Origin of the sequence: Microbacterium bandirmense (assembly GCF_037204185.1) — a bacterium.
Taxonomy (GTDB): Bacteria; Actinomycetota; Actinomycetes; order Actinomycetales; family Microbacteriaceae; genus Microbacterium; species Microbacterium bandirmense.
In genome coordinates this window covers 34,390-59,272 of record NZ_JBBDGM010000005.1, presented here as the reverse complement: position 1 = coordinate 59,272, position 24,883 = coordinate 34,390, and the positions used below count along the sequence as shown (strand labels likewise).

General features: G+C 66.7%; 24 protein-coding genes and 1 tRNA gene. 3 read left to right on the top strand and 22 right to left on the bottom strand.

Features of this window, described 5'->3' with window-relative positions:
* The first annotated feature begins 19 nt into the window (after window positions 1-19).
* Window positions 20-2,569, top strand: a complete 2,550-nt coding sequence (gene hrpB / locus WDU99_RS07070; RefSeq protein ID WP_337331743.1) for an ATP-dependent helicase HrpB — start codon at window positions 20-22, stop codon at window positions 2,567-2,569.
* A gap of 30 nt (window positions 2,570-2,599) precedes the next feature.
* Here hrpB and WDU99_RS07065 read toward each other — a convergent pair whose 3' ends face one another.
* From WDU99_RS07065 to trxA, 7 genes are all read right to left on the bottom strand, one after another.
* The gene (locus tag WDU99_RS07065) at window positions 2,600-4,117 is read right to left on the bottom strand and encodes an L-serine ammonia-lyase, iron-sulfur-dependent, subunit alpha (RefSeq protein ID WP_337331742.1); all 1,518 of its coding nucleotides are present in this window, start codon (window positions 4,115-4,117) and stop codon (window positions 2,600-2,602) included.
* 116 nt (window positions 4,118-4,233) lie between these two features.
* Window positions 4,234-4,306 (bottom strand) — tRNA-Arg (locus WDU99_RS07060).
* A 70-nt stretch (window positions 4,307-4,376) separates the two neighbouring features.
* A complete protein-coding gene (locus WDU99_RS07055; RefSeq protein WP_337331741.1) occupies window positions 4,377-5,051 on the bottom strand; it encodes an asparagine synthase in 675 nt (224 codons plus the stop codon).
* Entirely contained in the window at window positions 5,052-5,699 is a 648-nt protein-coding gene (locus WDU99_RS07050) for a GntR family transcriptional regulator (RefSeq protein ID WP_337331740.1), read from the bottom strand.
* 83 nt (window positions 5,700-5,782) lie between these two features.
* Window positions 5,783-5,917 carry a methionine/alanine import family NSS transporter small subunit gene (locus tag WDU99_RS07045; protein WP_337331739.1) on the bottom strand — a complete coding sequence of 45 codons (135 nt, stop codon included), beginning with the start codon at window positions 5,915-5,917 and terminating at the stop codon, window positions 5,783-5,785.
* A complete protein-coding gene (locus WDU99_RS07040; protein WP_337331738.1) occupies window positions 5,914-7,533 on the bottom strand; it encodes a sodium-dependent transporter in 1,620 nt (539 codons plus the stop codon). Before WDU99_RS07040 ends, WDU99_RS07045 begins: the two co-directional genes overlap by 4 nt.
* Before the next feature lie 99 nt (window positions 7,534-7,632).
* Window positions 7,633-8,013, bottom strand: a complete 381-nt coding sequence (gene trxA / locus WDU99_RS07035; protein WP_337331737.1) for a thioredoxin — start codon at window positions 8,011-8,013, stop codon at window positions 7,633-7,635.
* A 331-nt stretch (window positions 8,014-8,344) separates the two neighbouring features.
* On the opposite strand from trxA, the gene WDU99_RS07030 reads away from it, so the two are divergent.
* Complete coding sequence (locus WDU99_RS07030) at window positions 8,345-9,211, top strand: LLM class flavin-dependent oxidoreductase (RefSeq protein ID WP_337331736.1); 867 nt, start codon at window positions 8,345-8,347, stop codon at window positions 9,209-9,211.
* Window positions 9,212-9,234: 23 nt separating this feature from the next.
* Here the strand turns inward: WDU99_RS07030 and WDU99_RS07025 are convergent, their stop codons facing one another.
* The 12 genes from WDU99_RS07025 to WDU99_RS06970 form a co-directional block, all read right to left on the bottom strand.
* Window positions 9,235-10,104: a MurR/RpiR family transcriptional regulator gene (locus WDU99_RS07025; RefSeq protein WP_337331735.1), complete on the bottom strand. Its 870-nt coding sequence runs from the start codon at window positions 10,102-10,104 to the stop codon at window positions 9,235-9,237.
* A complete protein-coding gene (phnE, locus tag WDU99_RS07020; protein WP_337331734.1) occupies window positions 10,082-10,900 on the bottom strand; it encodes a phosphonate ABC transporter, permease protein PhnE in 819 nt (272 codons plus the stop codon). The genes WDU99_RS07025 and phnE (WDU99_RS07020) overlap by 23 nt, the downstream gene beginning before the upstream one ends.
* A complete protein-coding gene (gene phnE / locus WDU99_RS07015; RefSeq protein WP_337331733.1) occupies window positions 10,897-11,727 on the bottom strand; it encodes a phosphonate ABC transporter, permease protein PhnE in 831 nt (276 codons plus the stop codon). The genes phnE (WDU99_RS07020) and phnE (WDU99_RS07015) overlap by 4 nt, the downstream gene beginning before the upstream one ends.
* Window positions 11,724-12,509 carry a phosphonate ABC transporter ATP-binding protein gene (gene phnC, locus WDU99_RS07010; RefSeq protein ID WP_337331732.1) on the bottom strand — a complete coding sequence of 262 codons (786 nt, stop codon included), beginning with the start codon at window positions 12,507-12,509 and terminating at the stop codon, window positions 11,724-11,726. Before phnC ends, phnE (WDU99_RS07015) begins: the two co-directional genes overlap by 4 nt.
* 39 nt (window positions 12,510-12,548) lie before the next feature.
* Window positions 12,549-13,559 (bottom strand): phosphate/phosphite/phosphonate ABC transporter substrate-binding protein, encoded by a 1,011-nt coding sequence (phnD, locus tag WDU99_RS07005; RefSeq protein WP_337331731.1) that lies wholly within the window; start codon window positions 13,557-13,559, stop codon window positions 12,549-12,551.
* Between the two features lie 7 nt (window positions 13,560-13,566).
* Window positions 13,567-14,277, bottom strand: coding sequence for an HAD family hydrolase (locus WDU99_RS07000; RefSeq protein WP_337331730.1), 711 nt, complete (start codon window positions 14,275-14,277; stop codon window positions 13,567-13,569).
* An 87-nt stretch (window positions 14,278-14,364) separates the two neighbouring features.
* Window positions 14,365-14,985 carry an amino acid deaminase gene (locus WDU99_RS06995; protein WP_337331729.1) on the bottom strand — a complete coding sequence of 207 codons (621 nt, stop codon included), beginning with the start codon at window positions 14,983-14,985 and terminating at the stop codon, window positions 14,365-14,367.
* Between the two features lie 352 nt (window positions 14,986-15,337).
* Window positions 15,338-16,096, bottom strand: a complete 759-nt coding sequence (locus WDU99_RS06990) for an SDR family oxidoreductase (protein WP_337331728.1) — start codon at window positions 16,094-16,096, stop codon at window positions 15,338-15,340.
* A gap of 47 nt (window positions 16,097-16,143) precedes the next feature.
* Window positions 16,144-17,082, bottom strand: a complete 939-nt coding sequence (locus tag WDU99_RS06985; RefSeq protein ID WP_337331727.1) for a carbohydrate ABC transporter permease — start codon at window positions 17,080-17,082, stop codon at window positions 16,144-16,146.
* The gene (locus WDU99_RS06980; protein ID WP_337331726.1) at window positions 17,040-17,951 is read right to left on the bottom strand and encodes a carbohydrate ABC transporter permease; all 912 of its coding nucleotides are present in this window, start codon (window positions 17,949-17,951) and stop codon (window positions 17,040-17,042) included. The genes WDU99_RS06985 and WDU99_RS06980 overlap by 43 nt, the downstream gene beginning before the upstream one ends.
* A gap of 73 nt (window positions 17,952-18,024) precedes the next feature.
* The gene (locus tag WDU99_RS06975; RefSeq protein ID WP_337331725.1) at window positions 18,025-19,326 is read right to left on the bottom strand and encodes an ABC transporter substrate-binding protein; all 1,302 of its coding nucleotides are present in this window, start codon (window positions 19,324-19,326) and stop codon (window positions 18,025-18,027) included.
* A 129-nt stretch (window positions 19,327-19,455) separates the two neighbouring features.
* Window positions 19,456-20,838, bottom strand: a complete 1,383-nt coding sequence (locus WDU99_RS06970) for an MFS transporter (protein ID WP_337331724.1) — start codon at window positions 20,836-20,838, stop codon at window positions 19,456-19,458.
* On the opposite strand from WDU99_RS06970, the gene WDU99_RS06965 reads away from it, so the two are divergent.
* Entirely contained in the window at window positions 20,837-21,682 is an 846-nt protein-coding gene (locus tag WDU99_RS06965) for a LysR family transcriptional regulator (protein WP_337331723.1), read from the top strand. The two genes, WDU99_RS06970 and WDU99_RS06965, sit on opposite strands and share 2 nt — an antisense overlap.
* A gap of 20 nt (window positions 21,683-21,702) precedes the next feature.
* Here WDU99_RS06965 and WDU99_RS06960 read toward each other — a convergent pair whose 3' ends face one another.
* The 3 genes from WDU99_RS06960 to WDU99_RS06950 form a co-directional block, all read right to left on the bottom strand.
* On the bottom strand, window positions 21,703-22,527 hold the full coding sequence (locus WDU99_RS06960; RefSeq protein WP_337331722.1) for a carbohydrate ABC transporter permease: 825 nt from the start codon (window positions 22,525-22,527) through the stop codon (window positions 21,703-21,705).
* Window positions 22,524-23,360 (bottom strand): carbohydrate ABC transporter permease, encoded by an 837-nt coding sequence (locus WDU99_RS06955; RefSeq protein WP_337331721.1) that lies wholly within the window; start codon window positions 23,358-23,360, stop codon window positions 22,524-22,526. Before WDU99_RS06955 ends, WDU99_RS06960 begins: the two co-directional genes overlap by 4 nt.
* Before the next feature lie 125 nt (window positions 23,361-23,485).
* The gene (locus tag WDU99_RS06950; protein WP_337331720.1) at window positions 23,486-24,796 is read right to left on the bottom strand and encodes an ABC transporter substrate-binding protein; all 1,311 of its coding nucleotides are present in this window, start codon (window positions 24,794-24,796) and stop codon (window positions 23,486-23,488) included.
* Window positions 24,797-24,883 lie beyond the last annotated feature (87 nt).

Below are 24,883 nucleotides of genomic sequence, written 5' to 3'. Positions count from 1 at the left end.
CACGCGGCAGACTGGAACAGTGACCACCGCAGCGTTCGACCTTGAGCGCATCGGCGAAGGGCTCTCGTTCGCCGACGCGCTCGACGACGTCGCCGCGGCCCTCGACGCCGGCAGAGCCCTCGTCATCAGCGCCCCGCCCGGCACCGGCAAGACCACCCTGGTGCCGCCGATGCTGGCATCCCGCTCCCCCGGCCGCATCGTCGTCACCCAGCCGCGCCGCGTCGCCGCCCGAGCGGCCGCCCGCCGTCTTGCGCAGCTCGACGGCACGCCGCTCGGCACCCGCGTCGGGTTCACCGTCCGCGGCGAGCGCGCGGTGAACCGGCAGACACGCATCGAGTTCGTCACCGCCGGTGTGCTGCTGCGCCGCATGCTCGACGATCCCGGGCTCGACAGCACCGACGCCGTCATCCTCGATGAGGTCCACGAACGCGCCCTCGAGACCGACCTGCTCATCGGCCTGCTCGGCGAGGTGCGCGAACTGCGCGACGACCTGACCGTCGTCGCCATGTCGGCCACCCTCGATGCGGAGCGAATCGCCGCTGTACTGGGCACCGACGCGACCCCGGCCCCGGTCGTCGACCACCGCGTTCCAGCGCATCCGCTCACCGAGCGCTGGGCTCCCAGCCCGGCCCCGCGCCTCGACGAGCGCGGAGTCACGCGGGACTTCCTCGACCACGTCGCCCGCACGGCAGCATCCGCCGCCGACTCCCTCGCCGACCCCACCGCCGACGTGCTCGTCTTCGCTCCCGGCGCCCGCGAGGTGTCCGAGATCGCGCGCCGTCTCCAACCGACCGGTCTCGACGTGCGCGAGCTGCACGGACAGCTGCCCGCGTCCGCCCAGGACGCGGTGATCCGCGGACGTCGCGCCGACGAAGCGCGACGCATCATCATCAGCACGTCGCTCGCCGAATCCTCACTCACCGTCCCCGGCGTGCGGATCGTCGTCGACAGCTGCCTCGCCCGCCATCCGCAGAGGGATGCGGCCCGCGGCATGACCGGTCTCGTCACCGCGATGGCATCCCGAGCCGCCTCCGTGCAGCGCGCGGGCCGCGCCACCCGACAGGGGCCGGGCACCGTGATCCGCTGCATCGATGAGCGCGCATATGCGGCATCCCCCGCCCGCCCCGCTCCCGAGATCGCGACGAGCGACCTCACCGACGCCGCGCTGCTGCTCGCCTGCTGGGGTGCTCCCGCCGGTGCCGGGCTGCGGCTCATCGACCCGCTGCCGGCCGACAGCCTGCGCGATGCACTCGAGACGCTGCGCGCACTCGGCGCGATCGATGACGACGGACGCGCGACCGACGACGGCCGCGCGCTGGCCCGGATCCCCACCGACCCGCGCCTGGCACGCGCACTGCGCGACGGCGGCTCGCTGGTCGACCCGCGCCTCGCCGCCGAGGTGGTGGCGCTGCTCAGCGGCGACAGCCGCCTGCCCGACGCCGACATCGGCGCCGCGATCGTCGCGCTGCGCGGCCGCCGCGGCGCCGACGTGCGCCGCTGGTCGCAGGATGTCGAGCGGATGCTGCGCTTCACCACCACCGGGAACAGCACCGACCGGGCATCCTCGGTCGACGCCGCCGGCCTGATCGTCGCGCTGGCGTTCCCCGAGCGGATCGCCCGACGTGTCGACCGCACGGCCGACGGGGCGACCTATCTGCTGGCATCCGGCACCCGCGCCGGCGTGCGCGGATCACTCGCGCACGCCGAGTGGCTCGCTGTCGCCGACGTCGCGCGGGCGAGCGGGCGCGTGGCCGCCGGATCGGGGGCCGTCATCCGCACGGCGGCGGCGATCACCGAACAGCAGGCCGAACTGGCCGCCGGGCATCTGCTCACCGACCGGGTCGAGGCGTCGTTCGCCGACAGACGGGTCGTCGCGCGCCGCGAGCGCCGGTTCGGGGCCATCGTGCGGTCGTCGGTGCCCGTGCGTCCGTCTCCCGAGGAGGGAGTGGATGCTGTGCGCCGCGCGATCCGCGCCGATGGGCTCGCCCTGTTCCGCTGGTCGGATGCCGCCGACGAGCTTCGGCGCAGACTCGCGCTGCTGCACCGCGAGCTCGGCGATCCGTGGCCGGATGTGTCGGATGCCGCGCTGCTCGCCGACCTCGACGCCTGGCTCGGCCCCGAGCTGAACTCGCTGGCGAAGGGCACCCCGGCCGGGAAGATCGACCTCACCCCCGCGCTGCGCCGCCTGCTGCCCTGGCCCGCAGCGGCCGGCTTCGACGACCTCGCGCCCGAGCGGCTTCAGGTGCCGAGCGGATCGCGCGTGCGGATCGCCTACCCGCCGGCGGATGAGCCCGACGCACGCCCGGTGGTGGCGGTCAAGCTGCAGGAGTGCTTCGGCTGGGCCGAGACGCCACGGCTGGCCGGCGGTCGCGTGCCGGTGCTGTTCCACCTGCTCTCACCGGCGGGCAGGCCCCTGGCCGTCACCGACGACCTCGCCTCGTTCTGGTCGGGTCCCTACGCGCAGGTGCGCGCCGAGATGCGGGGCCGCTACCCGAAGCATCCCTGGCCGGAAGACCCCTGGTCCGCTGCTCCCACGCGCCATACCAAGGCCCGCGCTGCGCGCGAGTGAACCCTGGCCCCGTGCCGGCCGCACCCGTGCTCAGCACTCGATGACGTTGACCGCGAGGCCGCCCTCGCTGGTCTCCTTGTACTTCGTCGACATGTCGAGCCCGGTCTGCCGCATCGTCTCGACGACGGCATCCAGCGACACGTAGTGGCGACCGTCGCCGCGCAGCGCGAGCCGCGCCGCGGTGACGGCGGTGGATGCGGCGATCGCGTTCCGCTCGATGCACGGGATCTGCACCAGCCCGCCGATCGGGTCGCAGGTGAGCCCGAGGTGATGCTCCATGGCGATCTCGGCGGCGTTCTCGATCTGTCGAACGGTGCCCCCCATCACGGCGGTGAGGCCGCCGGCGGCCATCGCGCACGCCGAGCCGACCTCGGCCTGGCAGCCGCCCTCGGCACCCGAGATCGATGCATTCGCCTTGAACAGCGATCCCAGCGCCGTCGCCGTCAGCAGAAAACGTCGGATGCCACGGCGCCGGTTCGCCTCGGCGCGTCTCGTCTCGTCGCTGCGCTCCTCGCCCTTCGACAGGCTCAGGGACCCACCCGGTGACGACTCGGCCCGATGGAATCCGAACAGGGCGCTGCCGACGAGCTCACCGTGCGGGGTGACCGCGTTGCCGACGCCGAGTCCGGAGTCGGCGAGGAAGCGCCACCAGTACATCGCCACGGCGGGCAGGATGCCCGCTGCGCCGTTGGTCGGCGCGGTGACCACCCGACCACCGGCGGCGTTCTCCTCGTTGACGGCGAGCGCGAACGCGCCCAGCCATTCCCCGGGCAGTGCGGCATGGCCGCCGGCCTCAGAGGCCTCCAGCTGCGCGCGGATGTCGCCGGCACGACGCTTGACCTTGAGGATGCCCGGCAGTGTGCCCTCGGAGTGCAGACCGGCGTCGACGCACGACGCCATCGCATCCCAGATCGCGTCCAGCCCGGCGGCGACGTCCTCTTCGGAACGCAGCACGGTCTCGTTGGCGCGGGCGATCTCGGCGATCGACAGGCCGTTCTCGTCGCACAGCGCCATGAGCTCTTCCGCGTCGCGGAAGGGGAACGGCTGCTCGGCGACGGTGACGCGCGCCTCTTCGCCGTCGCGGCGGATGAACCCGCCGCCGACGGAATAGTAGGTCTCCTCGAGCAGGGCGGCACCGGCGGCGTCGAGCGCATGCAGAGTCATCGCGTTCGGATGCCCGGGAAGCCGAGTGCGGGGAACGAACGCCATGTCGTCCTTGACGAACGCAATCGCGTGCACGCCGTCCAGCAGCAGGTCGCGCCCTTCAGGCCAGTCGCTCCACAGCGCGCGGACGTCGTCGGGGTCGCACGTCTCGGGGTGCAGTCCCTGCAGCCCCGCCAGCACGGCATCGGGGGTGCCGTGGCCGAGACCGGTGGCACCCAATGAGCCGAACAGCTCGCAGCGCACCCGTGCGACGCTCTCGAGCAGCCCCAGCGCGCGCAGCCGGGCGACGAAGTCGACCCCGGCCCGCATCGGCCCCACGGTGTGGGAGCTCGAAGGTCCTACACCGATGGAGAACAGGTCGAAAGCCGAGACGTACGCAGTCACCCCTCCAGCCTACGTCGCCAGCGGAACGTCGGCTCCTCGACAGCCTCAGGGCCCAGGCATGAGAAAACCCCCGCCGCTTCAGCGACGGGGGTTTTGACTACTGTCTCAACACAGTGCGCGCCCCGAGGGACTCGAACCCCCAACCTTCTGATCCGTAGTCAGATGCTCTATCCATTGAGCTAGGGGCGCACGGCCCGCTCAGCGGGCCAGGGAACAGCCTACAACACGATCTGCCGAGAAGTGAAATCGCGGTACCGGCTCAGCTATTGACCGCCCTGGCGTCACGACGGTTGCCGCGTTCGGCACGCGTCTTGATCTTCGCAGCCTCTTTCTCGGCCGCCTTCTCGGCGGCTTTCTCGCGTTTGCGACGCGACCTCTGCTCCGATGAGAGCGCCTGCAGATCGACCAGCTTGAGGGCCTGCATGCGCGCCTCGCGCATGGTGTCGTAGTCGGGGTCCTGGTCGGGGCGCATCCCCTCGACGCGCAGTCGCCGATCGAGGTTGCTGCGCACATCAGCCCAGGCCGCGGCCCTGGCGTCTTCGACCAGAACGCGCAGCGCATCGGGGTCTTCGGTCATCTTGCGCAGCTGATCGGCCACGCCCGTCGACTGCTTCGCCCGACGACGCAGATTGCGCACATCGCGGTCACGGTAGTCGTGCGTGCCGTGCGGGTCGGAATGCCGCCCGCGGGCGCGCTTGCGCAGCCGCGTGAGCAGTTCGGCCGCCTCGTCGGACTCGTGCGCCATCGCCAGCAGCGCGGCGCGCGCCTCAGACATGTAGTGATCGATGTCGAAGGTTCCGCCGCGCGCGATCGTGCCGACCAGGATCTGGTTCTTCACGGTCAGGCGAGCAGCCGCCGTGGCGATGGCCAGGCCCTCGGCGATAGCATCCGCTGTTCGTCCCACGAGCACCTCCAGAATCGAGCGTAGCGGCACTCACCGACGCTGGTGCAGTCTCTCTTCCGCCGCGGCCCGCCCCTCGGCCAGATGCGCGGGGATCAGTGTGCGCATCGCCTCCACGTCGCGCAGGCGCATCGCGTCGAGGATGACCCGGTGCGCGCTCACCATCTGCCCCAGATCCTCGTGCTGCCCGAACAGCCAGCGCAGTCGTGTGACCAGCGAAGCGGCGAGCTCGATCAGCATGCTGTTGCCCGAGTGCTCCACAGCCGCGATGTGGAAGGCTGCGGATGCCTCGTGCGCGGCATCCGCGTCGCCGCTGAGCGCGGCCTGCTCCTCGCGGGCGACGAGCGCCTCCATCCGCGCGATCCCCTCGGCGTCTATGCGCTTGGTGGCCAGCACGAACGCCAGCGTCTCCATCGCCTCGCGCACCTCGGCGAAATCCTGCAGGTCGCGCGAGGAGAACTCCCGCACGACGGCCCAGGTGCGCGGCCTCGCCACGACGACGCCCTCGGCCACGAGCGCCCTGATCGCCTCACGCACGGGCAGCCGCGATACCCGCAGTTCGGCGGCGATGTCACGCTCGATCAGACGGGAGCCGGGCGGACGCCGACCGAGCATGATGTCGTCGCGCAGCGCCGTGGCCACGCGTACCGACTCCAAGTCGGCGCTCGGATGGTTCCCCATGATCGGATTCAACCACCCGCGTGGCGCTTGCGCCAGCATGCGCCCCAGCCTGTCGCGTCAGGGCAGGGCCCGGCACCCGGGGCTCACAGCTCGACGGGCGGAGCGGGCTCGGCTTCGGCGACCTCGGGGTGGCGGGCCAGGTTCACGACCGCCGCGATCAGCCCACCCCAGACGGTGACCATCGCGATGATCATCATGACGACGGCTGTGGCGGTCATGGGCGTGCTCCGTTCTGTGTGGCATCCGACACTCTCACGGTGCCGGTCTCGGGATCGGCCTCGTACCGCTCCACCGCGAGGAACTCGTCGTAGTCCGGATCGTCCTTCGCGTGCGAGCGCCTGCTCCACGGAAGCACCGCCAGCAGCATCCCGATCACGACCAGCCCGATCGCCATGCCCCAGCCGAAGATCGACAGGAACCAGACCGGATAGTCGCCGTAGGGCGTGGTGATCTTGGCGACGATCTCACTGATCAGCAGGTAGCCGAGCACGAGCGGGGCGAGCACGGCGACCAGCAGGATCCAGATCCGGCCGATCTTGAAGCTGGAGCGGCGGTTGAGGTGCTCGCGCAGCACCGGCAGCTTGTGCAGGATCCACGCCACCACGATGACCGCCACGAGCGCGACGGCCATGATGCCGAACGCGTTCACGAAAGCATCCGTCGTATCGAGCACCGCCAGCGCGGTCGTCGTCGAGAACAGCGCGATCGAGATGAGCGCGATCGGGATCGTGACGATCAGCGTGGTGCGCACGCGCCGCCAGCCCAGCTTGTCCTGCAGTGCGGCGACGATGACCTCGAGCACCGAGATCAGTGAGGTGACCCCGGCGAACACCAGCGCGCCGAAGAACAGCACTCCGATGATCGAGCCGCCGGTGGCCTGCGAGACGATCGTCGGGAACGCGATGAACGCCAGGCCGATGCCCGAGGTCGCGACGCCCGAGACATCGGTGCTCGCCGCCTGAGCCATGAACCCGAGGGCGGCGAAGACGCCGATGCCGGCGAGGATCTCGAAGCCCGAGTTCGCGAACGCGACGACCAGGCCTGAGCCGGTCATGTCGGTGCGGCGCTTGAGGTACGACGCGTAGGTGACCATGATGCCGAAGGCGACCGACAGCGAGAAGAAGATGTGCCCGTATGCGGAGGCCCACACGGCCGGGTCGGCGAGCGCCTGCCAGTTCGGGGTGAAGAACGCGTTCAGACCTTCCATGGCGCCGGGCAGGAACAGCGCCTGCACCACGAGGATCACGAACATCACCGTCAGCAGTGGCATCAGCACCATGTTGGCGGCGCCGATGCCGCGCTTGACGCCGAGCGCCATGATGACGATGACGACCAGCCAGACGCCGATCAGCGGGAATCCGACCTGCGGCACGAAGTCGGTGGACACGCCACCGGTGACATCGCCCATCTGCAGGAAGTCGGTGAAGAAGAACGACTCCTCATTGCCGGCACCCCAGGTGAGCTGCGCCGAGAACCAGGTGTACATCGCCGCCCACGCGATGATCACGGCGTAGTAGGTCGCGATCACGACGCAGATGAGCACCTGCCACCAGCCGAGCGGCTCGGCGGCGCGGTGCATGCGCCGGAAGGCGAGCGGTGCCGAGCCGCGGAAGCGGTGGCCGATCGCGTAGTCGAAGAACAGCAGCGGGATGCCCGCGGTGAGCAGCGCGCACAGGTACGGGATCAGGAATGCCCCGCCGCCACCCTCGTAGGCGACGTACGGGAAGCGCCAGATGTTGCCGAGGCCGACGGCCGAGCCGATGGCCGAGAGGATGAACACGTTGCGAGAGCCGAATGCCTCGCGTCGTGGTGCCTGCGTCGTCGCGGTAGCCATGACAGCGACCCTACCTGAGTGCCTCGGCGCGCGTCAGAGCCGACGAGGCTCGCCGGCAGAGTCGGATGCGGCCCGCATCAGACTCGGATGCCGCCGGCGTCAGGCCTTTGCTTCAGCGGCGGCCTGCTGGCGGGCGACCTCGGCGCGCACCTCGTCCATGTCGAGACCGCGCACGGCGGTGATGACCTGGTCGAGCTGAGCCTCGTTCAGGGCACCCGGCTGCGAGAAGACCAGGATGCCGCCGCGGAACGCCATCAGCGTCGGGATCGAGCGGATCTGGAAACCGGCGGCGAGCTCCTGCTCGGCCTCGGTGTCGATCTTTCCGAAGACGATGTCAGCATTGGCATCCGACGCCTTCTCGAACACCGGCGCGAACGCGCGGCACGGACCGCACCAGGCAGCCCAGAAGTCGAGCAGCACGATGTCGTTGTCGTCGATGGTGCTGCGCAGGTCGGCTGCGGTGATGTTCTTGGTCGTCATATGTCCCTCAGCTCAGTGGCCGGCGCAGCGCTCGTCGGCGGGAACGCCGGCGAGGGCCTGCTCGATGTGCTCGCCGCAGCCTTCCCAGGTCGCCTTGCCGCAGGTCTCACAGGTCACTCGTGCGCACATGGTTCAGGTCCTTTCGGGTGGTTTCGTCCATCGTACTATACCCCCGGGGGTATCAAGCTGTGAGGTGCGTGCACGCCCCAGCCGATGGGCGCATTCGAGGTGCGCTCACTCACCTCGTCGCGGAGCCGCGCATGTGCAAGACTCGCGCCATGCGCACCCACGTTATCCGCTCGGCTGCCCGACCTGAGAATGGAGGTGCGGCATGACCCGCATCGGCGCGGTGTTCAACCCGTATCACCACGCCCCCGAAGAGTTGCGCGCGGCCGTGCAGGTCGCCGAGACGGCAGCTGTTCCCGAGCTCTGGCTGTGGGAGGACTGCTTCCGCGAATCGGGCTACGCGTCGGCCGCGGCTGCCCTCGCCTGGAGTGAGAACCTGCGCATCGGGCTCGGCATCGCTCCCCTGCCGCTGCGCAACGTCGCCGTCACCGCCATGGAGATCGCGACGATCGAGCGGATGTTCCCCGGCCGGTTCCTGCCGGGCCTCGGGCACGGCGTGCAGTCGTGGATGGCGCAGGTGGGGGCGAAGGCCACCTCGCCGCTGACGCTGATGCGCGAGCAGGTGACGGCTTTGCGTGCTCTGCTCGCGGGTGACGCGGTGACCGCGTCAGGCAGGTACGTCACGCTGGAGGGCGTGCGTCTCGACTGGCCCGTCGCCTCGGCGCCGCCGGTGTACGCCGCCGGTCAGGGCGCGAAGACGCTCGCGTTGTCCGGCGAGATCGCCGATGGCACGGTGCTGGTCTCGGGGCTCACTCCGGCGGAGGTGGGTGAGCAGATCGGCCACGTCCGCACCGGGCGGGAGGCCGCCGGCCGCGCCGGCGAGCCGACAGTCGTCGCGTACGTCACGGCGGCCTTCGGCGAGGGGGCGGATGCCAGGGTGACCGCCCAGCACGGCGACGACGCTCTCGCTGTGGATCGTGGCCTGGCGGGGTCGCCCGTCGAGGTCGTCGCCGGCATCGCCCGCTTCGCAGAGGTCGGGGTGGATGCTGTCATCCTCGATCCCGCCGAGGGCGAGCCCGACTTCCCTGCGTTCCTGCGGGCCGTCGGCGAGGTCGCACGGCTCGTCAGCTGAGTCGGTGACCGCCGCGGTGCCGGCTATTCGAGGATGCCCCCGCCGAGCATCGACAGGGCGACGGCCTGCGCCTCGCGTCCGCGCTCCCCGCGGTAGGCGACGAACTGCTCGACGAGCAGTTCGATCAGCAGCATGATCGCGGCCCGCGACGTGTGGATGAGCTCGTCCTGGAAGCTCTCGTTGATCGGCGGCACCACGAGCGCCACGTCGGCAGCATCCGCCGCCGCCGAACGGGCGAACGAGGTGATCGCGACCACTTTCGCGCCCCCCTTCTTCGCCGCGCTGATGCCCTCCAGCGTGGCGCGGTTCGCTCCCGAGCCCGAGATCACGACGCACAGCGATTCAGGGCCGAGCTGACGCGCCGAGATCTGCTGCGACATGGCATCCATCAGGATCTCGGCGGGTCGACCGGCCGAGTTCAGACGCAGCACCAGATCGATGCCCAGCGCCCCCGACAGGCCGTTCGCCAGCACGAGAACGCGCTGCGACTCGTCGAGCAGCCGCATGAACTGCTGCACATCGTCTTCGGTGAGCGCGGCGGTCGTGTTGCCGAGCCGGGCGGCGAATCGGCCGACTCCGGCTCGCACCGAGCCGAGCAGCGTGCCGTCGGCCGCGTCGGCGTCATCGGTCCCGGTGGACTCGAGTGCGAGCTCCTGCGCGAGAGCGACCCGCAGCTGCGGGTACCCCTCGTAGCCGAGCGACTGCGCGGCGCGGATCACCGTGGTCCGCCCCACGCCGACCGCATCGGCGAGCTCCTGCGCAGTGCGCTCGACGGTCGCCTCCCGATCGGCCATGATCGCCTCGGTGACGCGTCGCTCCCCCGGCTGCAGCGAAGGCGCCAGCGCCGCGATGCGGGCGAGTGGTGGTGCGTCAGACGACCCGTGCCAGTTCACCGGAACGGTCTCCTTCCATGATCCGGCGGCGCACCGCACCAGAGATCGCGTCGATGATCATGGTCACGACCACCACCACGATGAGCAGCATGCCGACGGTGTCCCACTCGCGGAACTGCGTGTAGTTGGCGAGCATACTGCCGATGCCGCCCGCACCGACCATGCCGAGCACGGCGGACGTGCGGATGTTGATCTCGAAGCGGTACAGAGCGAACGACATGAGCGCCGGAGCGACCGCGGGCCACAGCGCCCAGCGGGTGACCTCGGGGGTCGTGCCGCCGGCCGCGCGCACCGCCTCGGAGGCGCCCTCCTCGGCGGATTCGATGGTCTCGTACACCCACTTGGCCTGGGTGCCGATGCCGGCGATGCCCAGCGCGAGCATCCCCGTGAACGGGGTGAGCCCGGTGACCGTGAGCAGGATCAGCGCGATGATCACCTCGGGGATGGCGCGGATGAGCGCGAAGCCGCCACGCAGCACCGTGCGCAGCCAGACGGGTCCCACGCCCCGCGCGGCGAGGATGCCGAGCGGGATCGAGATCACGACGCAGAGGATCGCGCCGAGCCAGGCCATCGAGATCGATCGCCACATCTCCATCAGGGCGCGCGGCAGCTTCTCCCAGCTGGGCGGGGCGAACATCAGGCCGAAGTACTTGGCCACGTTCTCGGGGATCTTCGGCACGTCCGCCCAGGGGATCTGCAGTCCGACGGTCGCCGAGATGATGATGATTCCGGCGAGGACGGCGAAGATCGTCGGCCACAGGCGAGAAGGCCGCGGGGGCACCGACAGCGCGGTCATGCCAGCCTCCTTCGCAGGGCGTTCGAGAGCAGTTCGATGAGCACCACGACGACGAGGACCTCGAGGATGATCACCGAGACGTCGCCGTAGGCATAGAAGTTGCGGCGCTCGTCGAGCAGCCGGCCGATGCCGCCCGCGCCGACGAAGCCGAGGATCGCCGAGATGCGCACGTTGAGCTCGAGCACGTACAGCCACTGGTTGGCGAACAGCGGCATGGTCTGCGGCAGCGCCGTGGTGCGGTTGATCTGGAACTGCGTTCCGCCGGCGGCCTTGCCCGCCTCCATGTATCCGTGGTCTGCGGAGTCGATGGCTTCGGAGACGAGCTTCACGATGATGCCGATGTCGAAGAGCACCAGGGTCAGCAGACCAGGCAGCACGCCGACTCCGACCATGGCCACCAGCACGGCCGCGTAGACGAGGTCGGGCACCGAGCGGATGACGTTCACGATGGTGCGGACGATGAAGCGGGTGATGCTGTTGGGGTTGGTCGGCTTGGCCGCCCACAGGGTCAGCGGCACCGAGATGATCGCCGAGACCACGGCGCCCACGAGCGCCATCTGCAGCGTCTCGAGCATCGGGTCGATGGTGCGGGGCAGAAACGCCCAGTTCGGCTGCAGCATCTGCGCCAGCTTCTTGGCGCCGTTGCTCCAGTGCTTGGCGATCGATGCGAGGTCGATCTCGACCCCGCCGATGGCGGGGATGCAGGTGGCGACGGTGAAGACGACGAGCACCGCGACGATGAGGACCGTCCTGCGCAGGTTGCGCGGTTTCGGGGGCAGCTCGTGCCGCGGTGGGGCCTTGACAGCCTCGAGGGTGGGGGCACTCATCCGGCGGCGCCCATCTGGTCACGCACCTGGATCGGGCGCCCGTAGATCTGCTCGAAGTCGGCGTCGGTGGCGTCCTGGGCCGGGCCGTCGTACACGATCTCGCCGGCGCGCAGTCCGATCATGCGGGTCGTGTACTCACGGGCGAGGTCCATCATGTGGATGTTCACCAGCACGGTCAGGCCGCGCTCGGCGTTGATGCGCCGCAGGTCGCTCATGACGGCATGGGCGGTGGGCGGGTCGAGCGAGGCGACCGGCTCGTCGGCGAGCATGATGCTCGGCTCCTGCGAGAGGGCGCGCGCGATGGCGACGCGCTGTTTCTGCCCACCCGACAGCGCTCCCCCGCGGGCCCAGACCTTCTCGAGCATGCCGACCGAGTCGAGGGCGGTGAGGGCGATCTCGCGGTCGTCGGGCGAGGGGATGCCGAGCAGGTTGCGCCAGGCGGGCGCGTGCGCGAATCGGCCGACGAGCACGTTGTGGTAGACATCGGTGCGCTCGGCCAGGTTGAAGCCCTGGAAGATCATGCCGACGTGTCCGCGCAGTTCGCGCAGCGCCCGCCCGCGCAGGGCGGTGACCTCGTGCGGGCCCACGGCGACAGTGCCGCCGGTGGCCCGCACGAGCCCGTTGATCGTGCGGATGAGGGTGGATTTGCCCGAGCCGGACAGGCCGACGATCGAGACCATCTCACCCGCTTCGATCCGCAGGGAGGCCTCCTTCAGAGCGCGGGTGCCGTTCGGATAGGTGACCGAGACGCGGTCGAGCTCTACGTGCCAGGAGGTTTCCATGCGTTCTTCTCTACAGGTCGGACTTCTCTACAGGTGGCGTCAGTTCGAGAACTTCTGCAGGATCTCGCCGTAGCGGTCGATCTCGTCCTGGTTGATCTCGGCGGTCCAGTCGGTGAGGCTCACCAGGTCGGTCATGACCTGCTTGGCCTCGTCGGACGAGTCGACGTACCCGTCCATCAGCTCGGTGAGCTGGGCGACCAGGTCGTCGGGCAGGTTGCTGCTGACTGCCACGCCGCCGTTGGGAATCATGTCGGTGTAGGCGAATGCCACGACCTTGTCGGCGACGTCAGGAGCCTCGGTGAGCACGCTGGAGCGGGCGTCCCAGAACCCGAAGGCCACCTCGGCATCGCCGTTGTAGACCGCGAGCACCGCGTTGTTGTTGCCCTCGACGGGCACCTGGGTGATGTCCTTGTCGGTGTCGATTCCTGCGGCCTGCATGGCGACGACCGGGTACTGGTAGCCGGCGGGCGAGGTGGCCGCCTGCAGGGCGACCTTGGTGCCCTTGTCGATGTTCTCGAGCGACTCGGTGGCGGCGGGGCCGGTGCCGGTGGAGGCTTCACCCGCCTGCTCGATGCCGTTGCAGAAGCTGAGCTCGACGTCGTTGGCGGCGTAGGTCGCCTTGACCGGCTCGTCGTCGCAGTACTTGTCGGGGTTGTTCGTGTAGGCGACGGCGGCGTACGAGCTCGCGCCGAAGCGCACGTCGCGCAGGATCAGCTCGGCGTCGTACTGGTTGATCGCGTTGTACAGCGAACCGGCGTCGGTGATGATGACCTGTGCCTGGTCGGCGCCGAGCGCCTCGACAGTGGCGGCGTAGTTGCTGGCGACGACACCGTTGACCTTGATGCCGAGCTCGTCGCTGAGGTAGCTGGTCAGCGGGGTGAGTGCCTCGGCGAGGTCGGCGTTCTCGGTCGAGGGCACGAGCGAGATCGTGATCTCTTCGGGCCACTCGGTGTCGGATGCTGTGGAGTCGCCGTTGTCGGCTGCGCCGCAGCCGGTGAGGACGAGAGCGGCTGCGGCGAAGATGCTCGCGGCGACGATGGGCTTACGCATGCGCGGATTACCTTTCGGTGCTGGTGTGATGAGGTGTCGTGCTGAGGGGTGAAGCAGAAGCGCCGAGCGCCGAGGCGGCCCAGCGGTGGATGTCGGGCGCCAGATCGGCGAGCGTCGCGCCGCGCAGTGTAGGCGAGGCGGGCGAGGTGTGCGCGGTGGCGCCGACCAGCGCGGTGTCGGCGCCGAGCGCCTGTGCCGGGGCGAGATCGAAGGCGAAGATGTCGCCGATCGAGAGCACGGGTCCGTCGGCCAGGGCGGCTGTCAGGATCGGCTCGAGGCCGACCGGCTTGCCGACGGTGAAGTGCGTCGCCGCGAAGCGATCTGTGAGCCCCCAGCTCTCGAGCAGGGCGGGGATGCCCTCACCGGGCGCATTCGTCGCGAGGATGATCCGGATGCCGGGGTCGAGGCTCTGCAGCAGGTCGAGCAGTCCCGGTGCGGGTGAGACGGGGGCATCGTCGGTGCCGAGATGGGTCCGGCTGTGCTGGTAGGCGGCTTGGAGGGTGATCTCGTCGACGCCGTCTTCACGGGCGAGAGTGCCGACGACGTCGTACCCGTCGCGGAATCGCGACTCACCCTGATCGTAGATCGTGAGCTCGGCGGCGACGCGAGTGAGGTAATCATCTGCGGCGGCTTCCGCTGCGTAGCGGGCATAGGCCAGAACCGGACCGTTGCCGACGGCGAGGGTGCCGTCGAAGTCGAAGATGATGCTGGGATTCACTCGTGCTCCTTCTGTGGACGATGCGTCCACTATAAGCGAGCGGAGTGGACGCATTGTCTACGGGAAGGTGAACGTTCGATTACGGAATCAGAGCGGGATCGCCGCATTCCACCGCAGCCTGCGGTCGGCGAGGAAATCGTCGATGACGGCGGCGGGCTCCCCCGCCAGCGGGAACGTCGTGATCAGTCGCCACGCGTCGGCGGCGCGGATGCCGTAGATGAGCGCGCTGACGGGCGAGTCGCGTTCGGCGACCAGGACCACCCGGGTGTCGAGGGCGCCCGCCCTGGCATCCGCCGTGCCTTCGGTGCTCTTCGGCGGGTCGCGCAGCAGCGGCAGCGTCGCCGCGGTGACGCGCTGCAGCGGCGTGGAGTCGGGGTCCGAGAACAGGTGGAAGTGAGTTTCGCTCTTGCCGAGCGCTCTCGCGAGCTCGCCGTTCTGCCATCTGTCGCGCTTGTAGCCGTACGGCGTCACCGCGGTCGAGAACCAGTAACCGTAGACGTGGATCACCCCGGCGTTGCCGATGGGGTACTCGGCGGTGATCCCCGCCGCCGCGTGAAGCGCGTCGAACAGGGGCCGATCGATGACCGGCTCGCCGGTGTTCTCGTCGATCACCGTGGAGAGACCCCAGTGCGAGAAGCGGTCGTGCCGCGCGTCGCGCTCGATGAGTTCGAGCACCGGGGCGAGATTAGGGACGGAACGGGTGCGCACTTGCCGACTATGACACGAGCGACTATGACTCGGTGGGTCTTTCAGACCGACCACAGCGAAAGTCTTGCTTCTGAACTTCGTCGAGTGCGGGATATTGACGATTGCTCCCCTGGTCCAGCCCACGATGACGAGTCGCGGTTCCAGTCAATCGCCCAAAGCTGCCGGTCGAGGACCACCGAGAAGTGTTGCTGATCACGATCGTCACCTGGATCGAACACACTTGCGCGCGGCGCCGCGGGCAGTCCCACCAGGGCCGTGACACCCATCGAGTTCAAGACCATCATCGCCAAGAGCCTGGATCGCGCGACACAACCGGAATTGTCGTCCGCCCCTCCCCTCCAGCAGCCCCCGCTCAGATGCCCAGGCTCTCTCCTCCGTCGACGAACAAGTCATGCATCACAATGTGCGCCGACTGGTCGGAAAGCAGGAACTCCATCGCCGCGGCGATGTCGTCTGTCTCTGCAAGCCGACCATCGGGAATTCGCGGCCGGAACGCCTCCGACTCGCCTGCGGCCAGATCCACCCCGGTGTGGTCCGCGGCCAGCGCTCGCACCATCGGCGTCACCGTAGGACCCGGAGCAACGAAATTGATTCGCACGCCATCAGCGATCACTTCCATCGCCAACACGCGCAGCGCTTGGCGCATCGCCGCTTTGGATGCACTGTAGGCTGCTTGTCTCATTCGTGGCATTCGTGCCGCGATCGATCCAATCGCACAGATCGCGCCCCCTCCACTCGTCGCCATCACAGCGGCGAACTGACGAGCGACGTCGTAGATGCCGATCGTATTGACGGCGAAGATGCTCTCGAACTGGCTCGGGCTTGACTCCAGCGAAGGAGACGCAGCGAAGATTCCGGCAACCAAGGCGAGATAGCGTGGGGCACCAGCTTCCTGCACCAACTCCGCCACTCCCGCGGTGTCTGTGATGTCGAGTGTGCGTGCGTCGACGCGGTGCCCCTCATCTCTCAGCGACACTGCGAGTGCGTCGTTGGCCCCCGCATTCACGTCGACGATCAGCAATGTACCCCGTCGAGCCAGCCGCCGGGCGAGCGTCTCGCCTATTCCCTGGGCCGCCCCGATGATGATGCTTTCGTACTTCGTATTGTTCATGCTGCACAACTCCGTATTCTTTCCATGCGACTCGTCTTGCTCGGCGCTCAACCCTTGACCCCGCCGCCCAAAGTCAGCGAACGGATGAACGCGCGCTGCGCGGCGATGAACATGATGTAGACCGGCAATGCCGTTACGACCATCGCAGCGAATACGGGCGCGTACCCGGAGAGGAACCGCTTCGCTGAGAGGTCTGCGATGCCGATGGGGAGCGTGAAGAGCTCGGCGCTCCGAATCGACACGAGCGCGTAGATGTACTCGTTCCAGGACGACATGAACGCAAGCACGGCCACCGTTGCCGCGGCCGGCCCGATGAGCGGAAGCATGATCATGCGGAAGATCTGCCACGAGCTCGCCCGGTCGATCTCGGCGGCTTCGGCGTATGACGCGGGGATCGCGTCGAAGTGCGTCTTCATGAGGAAGATACCCAAGGGGAGTCCGCCTGCGGCGTACGGCCCGATGAGACCGATGTGCGTGTTGATGATGCCCAGGTCGCTGGAGATCAGGAACACCGGCAGCAGCAGGATGGGTGCGGGCAGCACCAGAACCCCGATGAAGGCCAGCAGAACGAAGTCGCTACCTGGAAAGCGCAGCTTTGAAAGTGCATACCCCGCGCCCGCACAGCACGCGACGACCAAGAGCATGACCGCCACCGTCACGAGGAGGCTGTTCAGGAAATACTGAGGGAGTGGGGTCGTCTCGAACGCCGTCGCGTAGGCATCGAACGTCGGCCGCAGCGGCAGCCCCCACGGCTTGCTGAGAATCTCCGCGTCCGTGCGAAACGACTGGAGAATGAGCCACAGCAGAGGGTACGTGCACAAGGCGGCATATGCCCATGCCAGGACGGTTGCGACTCTCGGCGCGCGGCCCTTGCCCTGCCGTCGGCGCTGCCGGGGGTTGGGAACGACGATGACTCGCGTCTCCTGTTCACGCAGTTGCGTACTCACAGTGCTCCTCGCTTTGCCGAGATTCGCGCCTGTCGCCACGTGACGATTCGGGGAATCATCGCGATGGTGCCGAGGACGAGGCCCAGGATGATGCCCAGGGCATTCGCGTAGCCATATTTGTTGTTGGTGAATCCCTCAACGAAGAGATAAAGGGTTGCGATCGTCGTCGATCCGATCGGCCCGCCCTTGGTCAGCAGATAGACGAGGTCGAAAGATCGGAAGAGTTGGAGCATCAGCACAAAGAGCACCAGCACCAGTGTTGGGCGCACCATGGGAAGCACGATCCGCCACATCTTCACCAGGTGCCCGGCTCCATCGATGGATGCTGCTTCCAAGACATCTGCGGGAAGACCGATCATCGCGCTGAAGATCAAGAGCATTGCAAACGGAGCCAGTGTCCAGACATGCACCAGTCCGACGCTTGCCAATGCGGTGGATTCCCCCGTGAGCCAAGGGCCGGCGAGGCTGCCAAGACCGATCTGACGCAGCACGGAGTTGACCAGGCCGTTGGTGGGTTCAAGCATGAACTGCCAGAGCAGTCCGACGACCACCACCGGCATGATGAACGGCACCAGGAACATCACCTGAAGTGCCCGCCACCCACGCACTCTCAAGAAGAGCATGTAGGCGAGAACGAAGCCGATGACAGTGGAGCACAGGGTCACTCCGATGGCGAAGATGACGTTCCGCCCGATCGCGTCGTGGAAGCGGGTGTCGGTGAACGCGGTGAGGTAGTTCTCGAAGCCGACGGGATCGCGGTCGCCGTAACCTGATGCGCTCGTGAAGCTGTACTGACCCGCGACGAAGACGGGCCAGAAAAGGAACAAGAAGGCCAGAATGATCGCAGGGAGCGACAGGACGACGCCAAGAAAGGCGGAGCGCCGATATCTGGTGCGTGAACGCGCCATGAGACTGCACCTCGGGGTAGGCGGGTGAGGCGCCCTGATTCAGGGCACCTCACCCGAATGCTGAGTACGGAATCTATTCGTTGAAGAGGCCGGCAGCAGCGGCGGCGGCCTCCTGCGGAGTGAGCTTGTCGAGAAGCAGGCTCGGCAGAACCTCAAAGTTCCACGTCGTCTGGCCCTCTGTGGAGAATGCAGGCATGTACCCACTGGGATCGATGAAGCCATCCGCTGTGGCTTCCAGGTAGGCGCCCATCAGCGGGTTGGCGGACTCCAGGCTGATGTCGATGCTGGGGATCGTGAACTGGGTTGAAGCCAGTTCACGCTGCAGCCCTTCTGAGGTGAGGAACTTCGAGAGTGCCACTGCGGCCGAGAGGTTCTCGCTCTTTGCATTGACGACGATGACGTTCGCGTTGCCACCGCCGAGGATGCGGTTGGGTGTCTTGCCGTCCAACGGGGGCAGCATACTCGTGGCGAGCTCGAAGTCAGCACCGTCTGCGACGGACTTGAGGAAGTTCTCGGGAACCGAGACGAACTGTGCGGTCTTCTGCTGCAGGAAGAGCGCAGTCTCTGCCGCGATGTCGGTCGTCACCTGCGAGGGATCCCAGCAACCAGCATCTGCCATCTCTGAGACGATCTCCAGACCCCGGATGAAACCCGGGCTCTCGACGGTGAAGTCAGCAACGGATTCATCCCGCATCGTCTGGTCCCAGGCGAGCGACGGCCACCATCCGCCCCACACAGCACCGGTGAGCGACATGGGAATGTAGCCCGCCTTGTCTAGCGCACGACAGTTGTCGAGCAGACCTGCGAAGTCCTCTGCCGGCTCGATGCCGACCTCGGCGAAGATGTCCTTGTTGTAGATGTTGGCAACGCTGATGGCGTTGAAAGGAACGCCCCAGATCTCACCGTTTGCCGTCACCTCGTCGAGACCCTGATTCGCACCCGAGAGGAGAGCGGGTATGAAGGTTTCGCGCCAGTTGCCCTCCATGTCGTGCGCAGGGGTGTCAAGCGCTGCGTTCATGTCGAGCAACTGGCCACCCTTGGCCAGAGGAAGGATCTGCTGTGAGCCGAAGACATCGGGCAGGTCGCCGGACGATGCCAGCGACTGCACTTTCTGCTGGTAGGAGTCGATCGGCGTGAAGTCCAGTTCGACATTGACGTTCGGGTACTCCTTCTTGAACGCCGCGATCACGGCGTCATCCGCGTACGCCCACCACGTCATGAACCGGATGTCTCCCGAGATCTTCGATGGGTCGGTCTCGAGCTCCTGCGCTTCGGGTGCGGGTCCGTTGGCGGCCCCTGCTGAGCATCCGGCTAGGAGCAGACCTCCGACGACAACGGCAGAAAGTGCAATAGTCGCCTTGGTGCGCTTGTACATAGGCTTCTCCTCGTTGAGGTATGTAACTGTGGGAATCGGTCGGGGAATTCGACTGCCCTTAGCATGCCGTAGTTCCACACCTATGTAAAGCGGTTCAGATACATGAAATAGTGCGTCGGTGCGCAACTTCTAGGCCCGCGTCAGTGCGGGCCTCTCCGCCCACGGCGCGAGGGCGTAGACCGCTATCGCGGTGACGAGAGTGAAGGCACCCGTCAACAGGAATGCCACGTCTCCGCCCCACGCGGTGACGATCCAGCCGAGCAGCACCGATGCGATGACCTGACCCGCGGTGGCGACCATGAGGTAGAGCGCTACCACGCGTCCGCGAATTCTCAGGTTGGTCGAAAGCTGGGTGAGCGTGTCGTTCCCGATGAGAAAGATCAGACGCGCAGTACTCGCGCCCGCAATCGCTACGAGGAATACCCCTGGCCAGGTCGTCAGTCCGCACAGCAGCCAGGGAAGCGCCGAGACGGCGAGAGCGACGGCGTTGCCTCGGACTGTGAAATTTCGGCGGCTCGTCGACAGCAACCCGCCCACCAGTGCGCCCACAGAGGCTGCGGTCGCATACAGGCTGTACCCGGTCGCCCCAGAGTCGAACTTGGTGTCTGCCATCCACGCCAGCAGCACCGATGCCGAGAGGCCGCTCAGCGAGAGCACTCCGAGCATCAGGATCGAGAGCATGATCGCGGGCTTGCGGCGAACATAGCGGATCGCTTCGCGTATCTGTCCGCGCTGATTCAACGCGCCCGAGGCCGCAGGTCGGGGCACAAGGCGCTGGGAGCGGATGAAAGCTGTGGCGATTGCACCGACCGCGAGACCCGCAGCAGCGAAGATCATCGTGATGCCGATGTCGAAGATCGCGATGGCCGCGCCTGCGAGCATCGCCCCGAAGATGCCGCCCAGCTGAGGAATGACCGCGTTGACGCTGATCGCGTTCGGGAAGGCACTCACTGTGACCGTCTGAGATGTCAGTACCGCTCGGCTGGGTCCATCAAGGCAACTGACGATGCCGACACCGGCTGACACGACGAACACCCAGAACGGCGCGACGTCGCCCTGTAGCACGATGATTCCCAGCAGCACGTAGAGCCCCGCGAAAAGGAGCTGAGTCGACACCACCGCGATCCGCGCAGGCATCCAGTCGCTGATGACGCCACCCCAGGCGCCCAAGAGCATCGGCGGCGCGAGCTGCACGGCGATCACGATTCCCAACAGCGCGACGCTACCCGTCAGTTCGAGCACGAGCCAGTCCGTGGCGATGCGCGCGATCCACAGCCCTGCGCTTGAACTCAACAGGCCGAGCGCATATCTGCGGTACTCGGAGTGGCTCAGTGACTCCACGGAATTCTGCCAACGCCGAGGCCCCCCGACGACCGGCATCGGTGCTGTCTCAGGGGAAGTGCTCCGGTGCTCGTCCACACTCACATCGGCTACCGTACCGACGATCAGGTGAACTGATAAGGCGATAACAGGAATATCGGTTATCAGTATCTCCAATAGGCTGGGGAGCATGGAATCCGACCAGCTTCGTACGTTCATCTCTGTGGCCGAGCTCTTGAGCTTCTCAGCCGCAGCCAAAGAACTTGCGCTGAGTCAGCCCACCGTGAGCCAGCGCATCAGGCGACTTGAGGACGAGGTGGGAAGGACCCTTCTCGACCGTGACACTCACGGGGTGCGTGTCACCGCTGACGGAGAGACGCTGCTTCGCTACGCCAGGCAGATCGTCCGCACCACCGATGAAGCGCTCGCGCGCTTTACCACTCCACAGCCCAGCGGGCGCATCCGCATCGGCTCCGCTGACGACCTCGCACACAACCAGATCGCCGACATTCTGCGCGGCTTCCGACGCACGAACCCGCACGTCTCCATCGAGATCACCGTGGGTCAGAGCCCTGCACTGGCTCGTCAGCTGCGCGCGGGGCGGCTGGACCTGGCATATGTGCGCCACGACCCGGACATGCCGGATGGCTCACTCATCCGATGCGAGCAGCTGGTGTGGGCCGCACATCGATCCTTCGTCTGGGATCCGCAGAGCCCCTTGCCGCTGGTGACCTATCAGCCGGGCAGTCCCACCCGCGCGGCGGCCATCAATGCGCTGGAAACCGCGGGAATCGCGTGGACGGTTGCGTGCGCAGCCCGAGACATCAACGGAATCCTTGCCGCAGTGCGAGCAGGGATAGGCGTGGCCACCTTCCCCCTGTCGATGCTGCCGCAGGGGCTAACCGTGCTCAACGTCTCCCATCCGCTGCCGCCATTGGGCACCGTCGACTTCGTCGTTCTCACAGAGAGTGCCGCCCGCCCCTCTGAGCCCGTTGAGGCTCTGATCGAGGAGATCAGGCGACACTCTCTTCAGTAGAGGCGGCCGAGTGAGCTGGCCTATTCCAGCCCGCTGCCGATCACACCCTTCGTGAACCACTTCTGGAACACGACGAACACGACCAGCACAGGAACCATCGCGATCACCGCAGCGGCGAAGCCGATCGATGGCGAGATGTTCGAGTACTGCGACTGCGCCAGCGGAGCGATCGCGACGGTGAGCACCTGGGTGTCCTTGCCAGGACCGGCAAGCAGCGGCCAGATGTACATGTTCCACGCGGTCAGGAAGGTGACCACCGAGTACGCTGCGACGATCGGCTTCGACAGGGGCAGCGCGACGCTGAAGAACGTCTTGAACCATCCCGCCCCGTCGAGTCTGGCAGCATCCATCAGCCCATCAGGAAGACCCGCGAAGAACTGTCTAAACAGCAGCACGCCCACCGACGCCTGTCCCGCGATCGGCAGGATCATTCCGAGGAAGCTCCCGATCAGACCGAGCTGGAAGGTGACGATGTAAGTGGGAATGAGGATGAGGTTCGTCGGAACGAAGATCGGGATCACGAAGAACACCAAGAGGAACGATGCGCCCCGGAACCTGATCTTCGCCAAGGCGAATCCGGCAGGAAGACAGATCGCCAGCTGCAGGCCGAGAACACCGAGCACGAAGATGAAGGTGTTCCCGATCGTGCGAGGCGTGAGGAACTCCATTGCCGCTGCGAAGTTCGACCATTGCGGGTCGGTCGGAATGAACTGAGGGGGATACGAGATGATCTCCCGATAGGTCATGAGCGAGCCCGACAGCAGATAGAACAGCGGGAGCGCGACGGCCACGCCGATGAGCGTGATGGCCGTGTAGCGGCCTATGTGGAGACGACCGAGCTTCATCGGTTCACCCTTCTGATGATCAGCTGCCCAGTGGCCACGATGGCGACGATCACCACGAGCTGCAGCACGGACAGCGCGGTAGCGTACCCCACGTCCTGATAGGCGAAGGCCTGTTCGTAGGCGTACAACCCGAGGGCGCGCGTCGCACCGAGCGGACCGCCACTGGTCATGATGAGGGCGAGGTCGAGAGAGCCCGCGACAAAGCCGATGATCTGCAGCACCGCCACGATCATGGTGGTCGACGCGACGTTGGGCCACGTGATCGACCAGAGGATTCGCCAGGAGCCCGCTCCATCCAGCGCTGCAGCGGCGTAGATGTCTGGCGAGATCCGCTGGAGTCCGGCCAGGTAGAGGATGATCACGATCGGAAGCCCACCCCAGATCATCATGATGACGAGCGCCGGCAAAGCGAGCTGCTGGTTGTTGAGGATATCGGGCATCGTGATGCCGAACGCGCGCAGAGCAGAGGCAATCGGACCGGATCGCGAGTCGTACAGGAAAGACCAGATCACGCCCGAGACAGCGACCGAGACGACGACGGGCACGAAGTACAGCACGCGCAGCACGCCGATCCCGCGGAGGCCCACGTTGACGAGTACCGCCATCATGAAGCCGAGGAGGATCGTGGGAATCACGCCCAGGAGCACGAACTGGAAGGTCACTCCGAGCGATCTCCAGGTGTCCGAGTCTTGAAAAAGCCGCTCGAAGTTCGCGAACGCCACCCACTGCGGGGTGTCGAAGAAATGCCATTCGAACAGACTCAACGCCAGCGCCACGATCGTGGGGATGACGATGAAGGTCGTGAAGAGCACCAGCGCGGGTGCCAGCAGCACCCACGCTGCTGTGGAATCGTGCCGGGAGTAGCGCCGCCTCAGGCTGCGCCCTCCCAGCACGATCGTGGACGTCGTGGGGGGCCGATTGTCCTCGGCCCCCCGCTTCGTATTGAGGAGATTGGTCACTACTTCAGCAGCCCGTTGAGTTCATCCTGGGCAGCCGTGTATGCCTCCTCGATCGACTTCCCGTCGAGGACGACCAGCTCCAGCGCCTTCGTCAACGCCGGTGCGACCTTCGGCTGCACATCGTCAGGAATTGCATCGGGGAGGATGGCGTTCTCCACGGCGTACTCGGTGACAACGATCAGGTTGGAGGGCACGGGATTCGTGTCTTCCTTCCAAGTGCCGTTCGCAAGGCCGTCCTTGGTGGCCGGCACCACGCCGTTCGGCTCAGCCGACTTCATGCCGCCGTCGGTCGAGTAGAACCAGCTCAGGAACTTCCAGGCACCCTCCTTGTTAGAGGATTTGTCACTCACCGAGAGCGAGTACGAGCCGCCTCCTGTGGTCGACTTGCCGTTCACGGTCGGCAGCTGCTGGACGTTCCATGCTCCATCGAGCGACTCACGGTAGGTGACCACGTTCGGTCGCGCGTTCACGATCATCGCGATCTGACCGCTGTTGAACATCTTCAGCCCATCCTGGCGAGTGGCGTACGGGGTGCCCCACTCCTCGAGGTACGGCGCGAGAAGAACCTCCCATGCCTCCAGACCCCCCTTGTCTGCGAACACGAACTTCTCGCTCGCGGGGTCGTAGATGTTACTTCCGAACGCTTTGATCGTCGGGTAGAAGGTGAAATACCCCGTGCTGTCGCCGATAGGCGTTCCCAGTCCGTACGCCTCACCGCCAGCCTTGTCGGTGATCTCCTCGGCGACACGGTACATGTCTTCAAGGGTCCACTCGGCCGTGGGCAGTTCGGTCACGCCGTACTTCTTGAAGACCTCCTCGTTGTAGAAGAGCATTCCCGAGTCAGCACTCACCGGCATGCCGGTGATCTGGTCGCCGACGCGATACTGGTCGAGGAAGTTCGGGATGAAGCCATCCGCCGTCAGGCCGTCCTTACCCTCTTCCAGCCACGGCCCCATGTCGAACAGCAGCTTGTTGTTGGCAAGTGTCTGGTTCAGCGTGTCGTAGTTGAAGATGATGTCAGGCGTCGTCGAAGACAAGCCCTGCGTCACCAACTGCTGGATGTAGTCGGGCTGTGCATCTGGCACCGCGTTGACTGTGACGGTGTATTCGGGGAACTCAGCGGTGAAGTCGGCTGCGTACTGCTCGAACGCCGGCACCAGACCGGAGTTCATCCCGATCGTGATCTCCTTGCTGCCGGACTCCTCCGCTCCCCCACCGCCGCTGGGCCCGCACGCGGCGAGGCTCAGCGTCAGTGCAGAAGCCGCTCCGACGGCGGTGATCGTTCTCCAGTTCATTGCTTTTGTGACCACGTCGTCACTCCTTCTCGTTCCAGGGATTGAATTGATGTGTTTCGGGTTTGTAGAACTTGTTCTCACTACGTCACTGCGAAGGGAAAA

What these genes read in the sequence shown, in the direction of transcription:
- WDU99_RS07050 (WP_337331740.1), bottom strand. Translation starts at nt 5,699, where the DNA reads ATGGGGAACCATCCGAGCGCCGACTTGGAGTCGGTACGCGTGGCCACG.
- WDU99_RS07045 (WP_337331739.1), bottom strand. Translation starts at nt 5,917, where the DNA reads ATGACCGCCACAGCCGTCGTCATGATGATCATCGCGATGGTCACCGTC.
- WDU99_RS07040 (WP_337331738.1), bottom strand. Translation starts at nt 7,533, where the DNA reads ATGGCTACCGCGACGACGCAGGCACCACGACGCGAGGCATTCGGCTCT.
- trxA (WP_337331737.1), bottom strand. Translation starts at nt 8,013, where the DNA reads ATGACGACCAAGAACATCACCGCAGCCGACCTGCGCAGCACCATCGAC.
- WDU99_RS07030 (WP_337331736.1), top strand. Translation starts at nt 8,345, where the DNA reads ATGACCCGCATCGGCGCGGTGTTCAACCCGTATCACCACGCCCCCGAA.
- phnE (WP_337331734.1), bottom strand. Translation starts at nt 10,900, where the DNA reads ATGACCGCGCTGTCGGTGCCCCCGCGGCCTTCTCGCCTGTGGCCGACG.
- phnE (WP_337331733.1), bottom strand. Translation starts at nt 11,727, where the DNA reads ATGAGTGCCCCCACCCTCGAGGCTGTCAAGGCCCCACCGCGGCACGAG.
- phnC (WP_337331732.1), bottom strand. Translation starts at nt 12,509, where the DNA reads ATGGAAACCTCCTGGCACGTAGAGCTCGACCGCGTCTCGGTCACCTAT.
- phnD (WP_337331731.1), bottom strand. Translation starts at nt 13,559, where the DNA reads ATGCGTAAGCCCATCGTCGCCGCGAGCATCTTCGCCGCAGCCGCTCTC.
- WDU99_RS06990 (WP_337331728.1), bottom strand. Translation starts at nt 16,096, where the DNA reads ATGAACAATACGAAGTACGAAAGCATCATCATCGGGGCGGCCCAGGGA.
- WDU99_RS06980 (WP_337331726.1), bottom strand. Translation starts at nt 17,951, where the DNA reads ATGGCGCGTTCACGCACCAGATATCGGCGCTCCGCCTTTCTTGGCGTC.
- WDU99_RS06975 (WP_337331725.1), bottom strand. Translation starts at nt 19,326, where the DNA reads ATGTACAAGCGCACCAAGGCGACTATTGCACTTTCTGCCGTTGTCGTC.
- WDU99_RS06965 (WP_337331723.1), top strand. Translation starts at nt 20,837, where the DNA reads ATGGAATCCGACCAGCTTCGTACGTTCATCTCTGTGGCCGAGCTCTTG.
- WDU99_RS06970 (WP_337331724.1), bottom strand. Translation starts at nt 20,838, where the DNA reads ATGCTCCCCAGCCTATTGGAGATACTGATAACCGATATTCCTGTTATC.
- WDU99_RS06960 (WP_337331722.1), bottom strand. Translation starts at nt 22,527, where the DNA reads ATGAAGCTCGGTCGTCTCCACATAGGCCGCTACACGGCCATCACGCTC.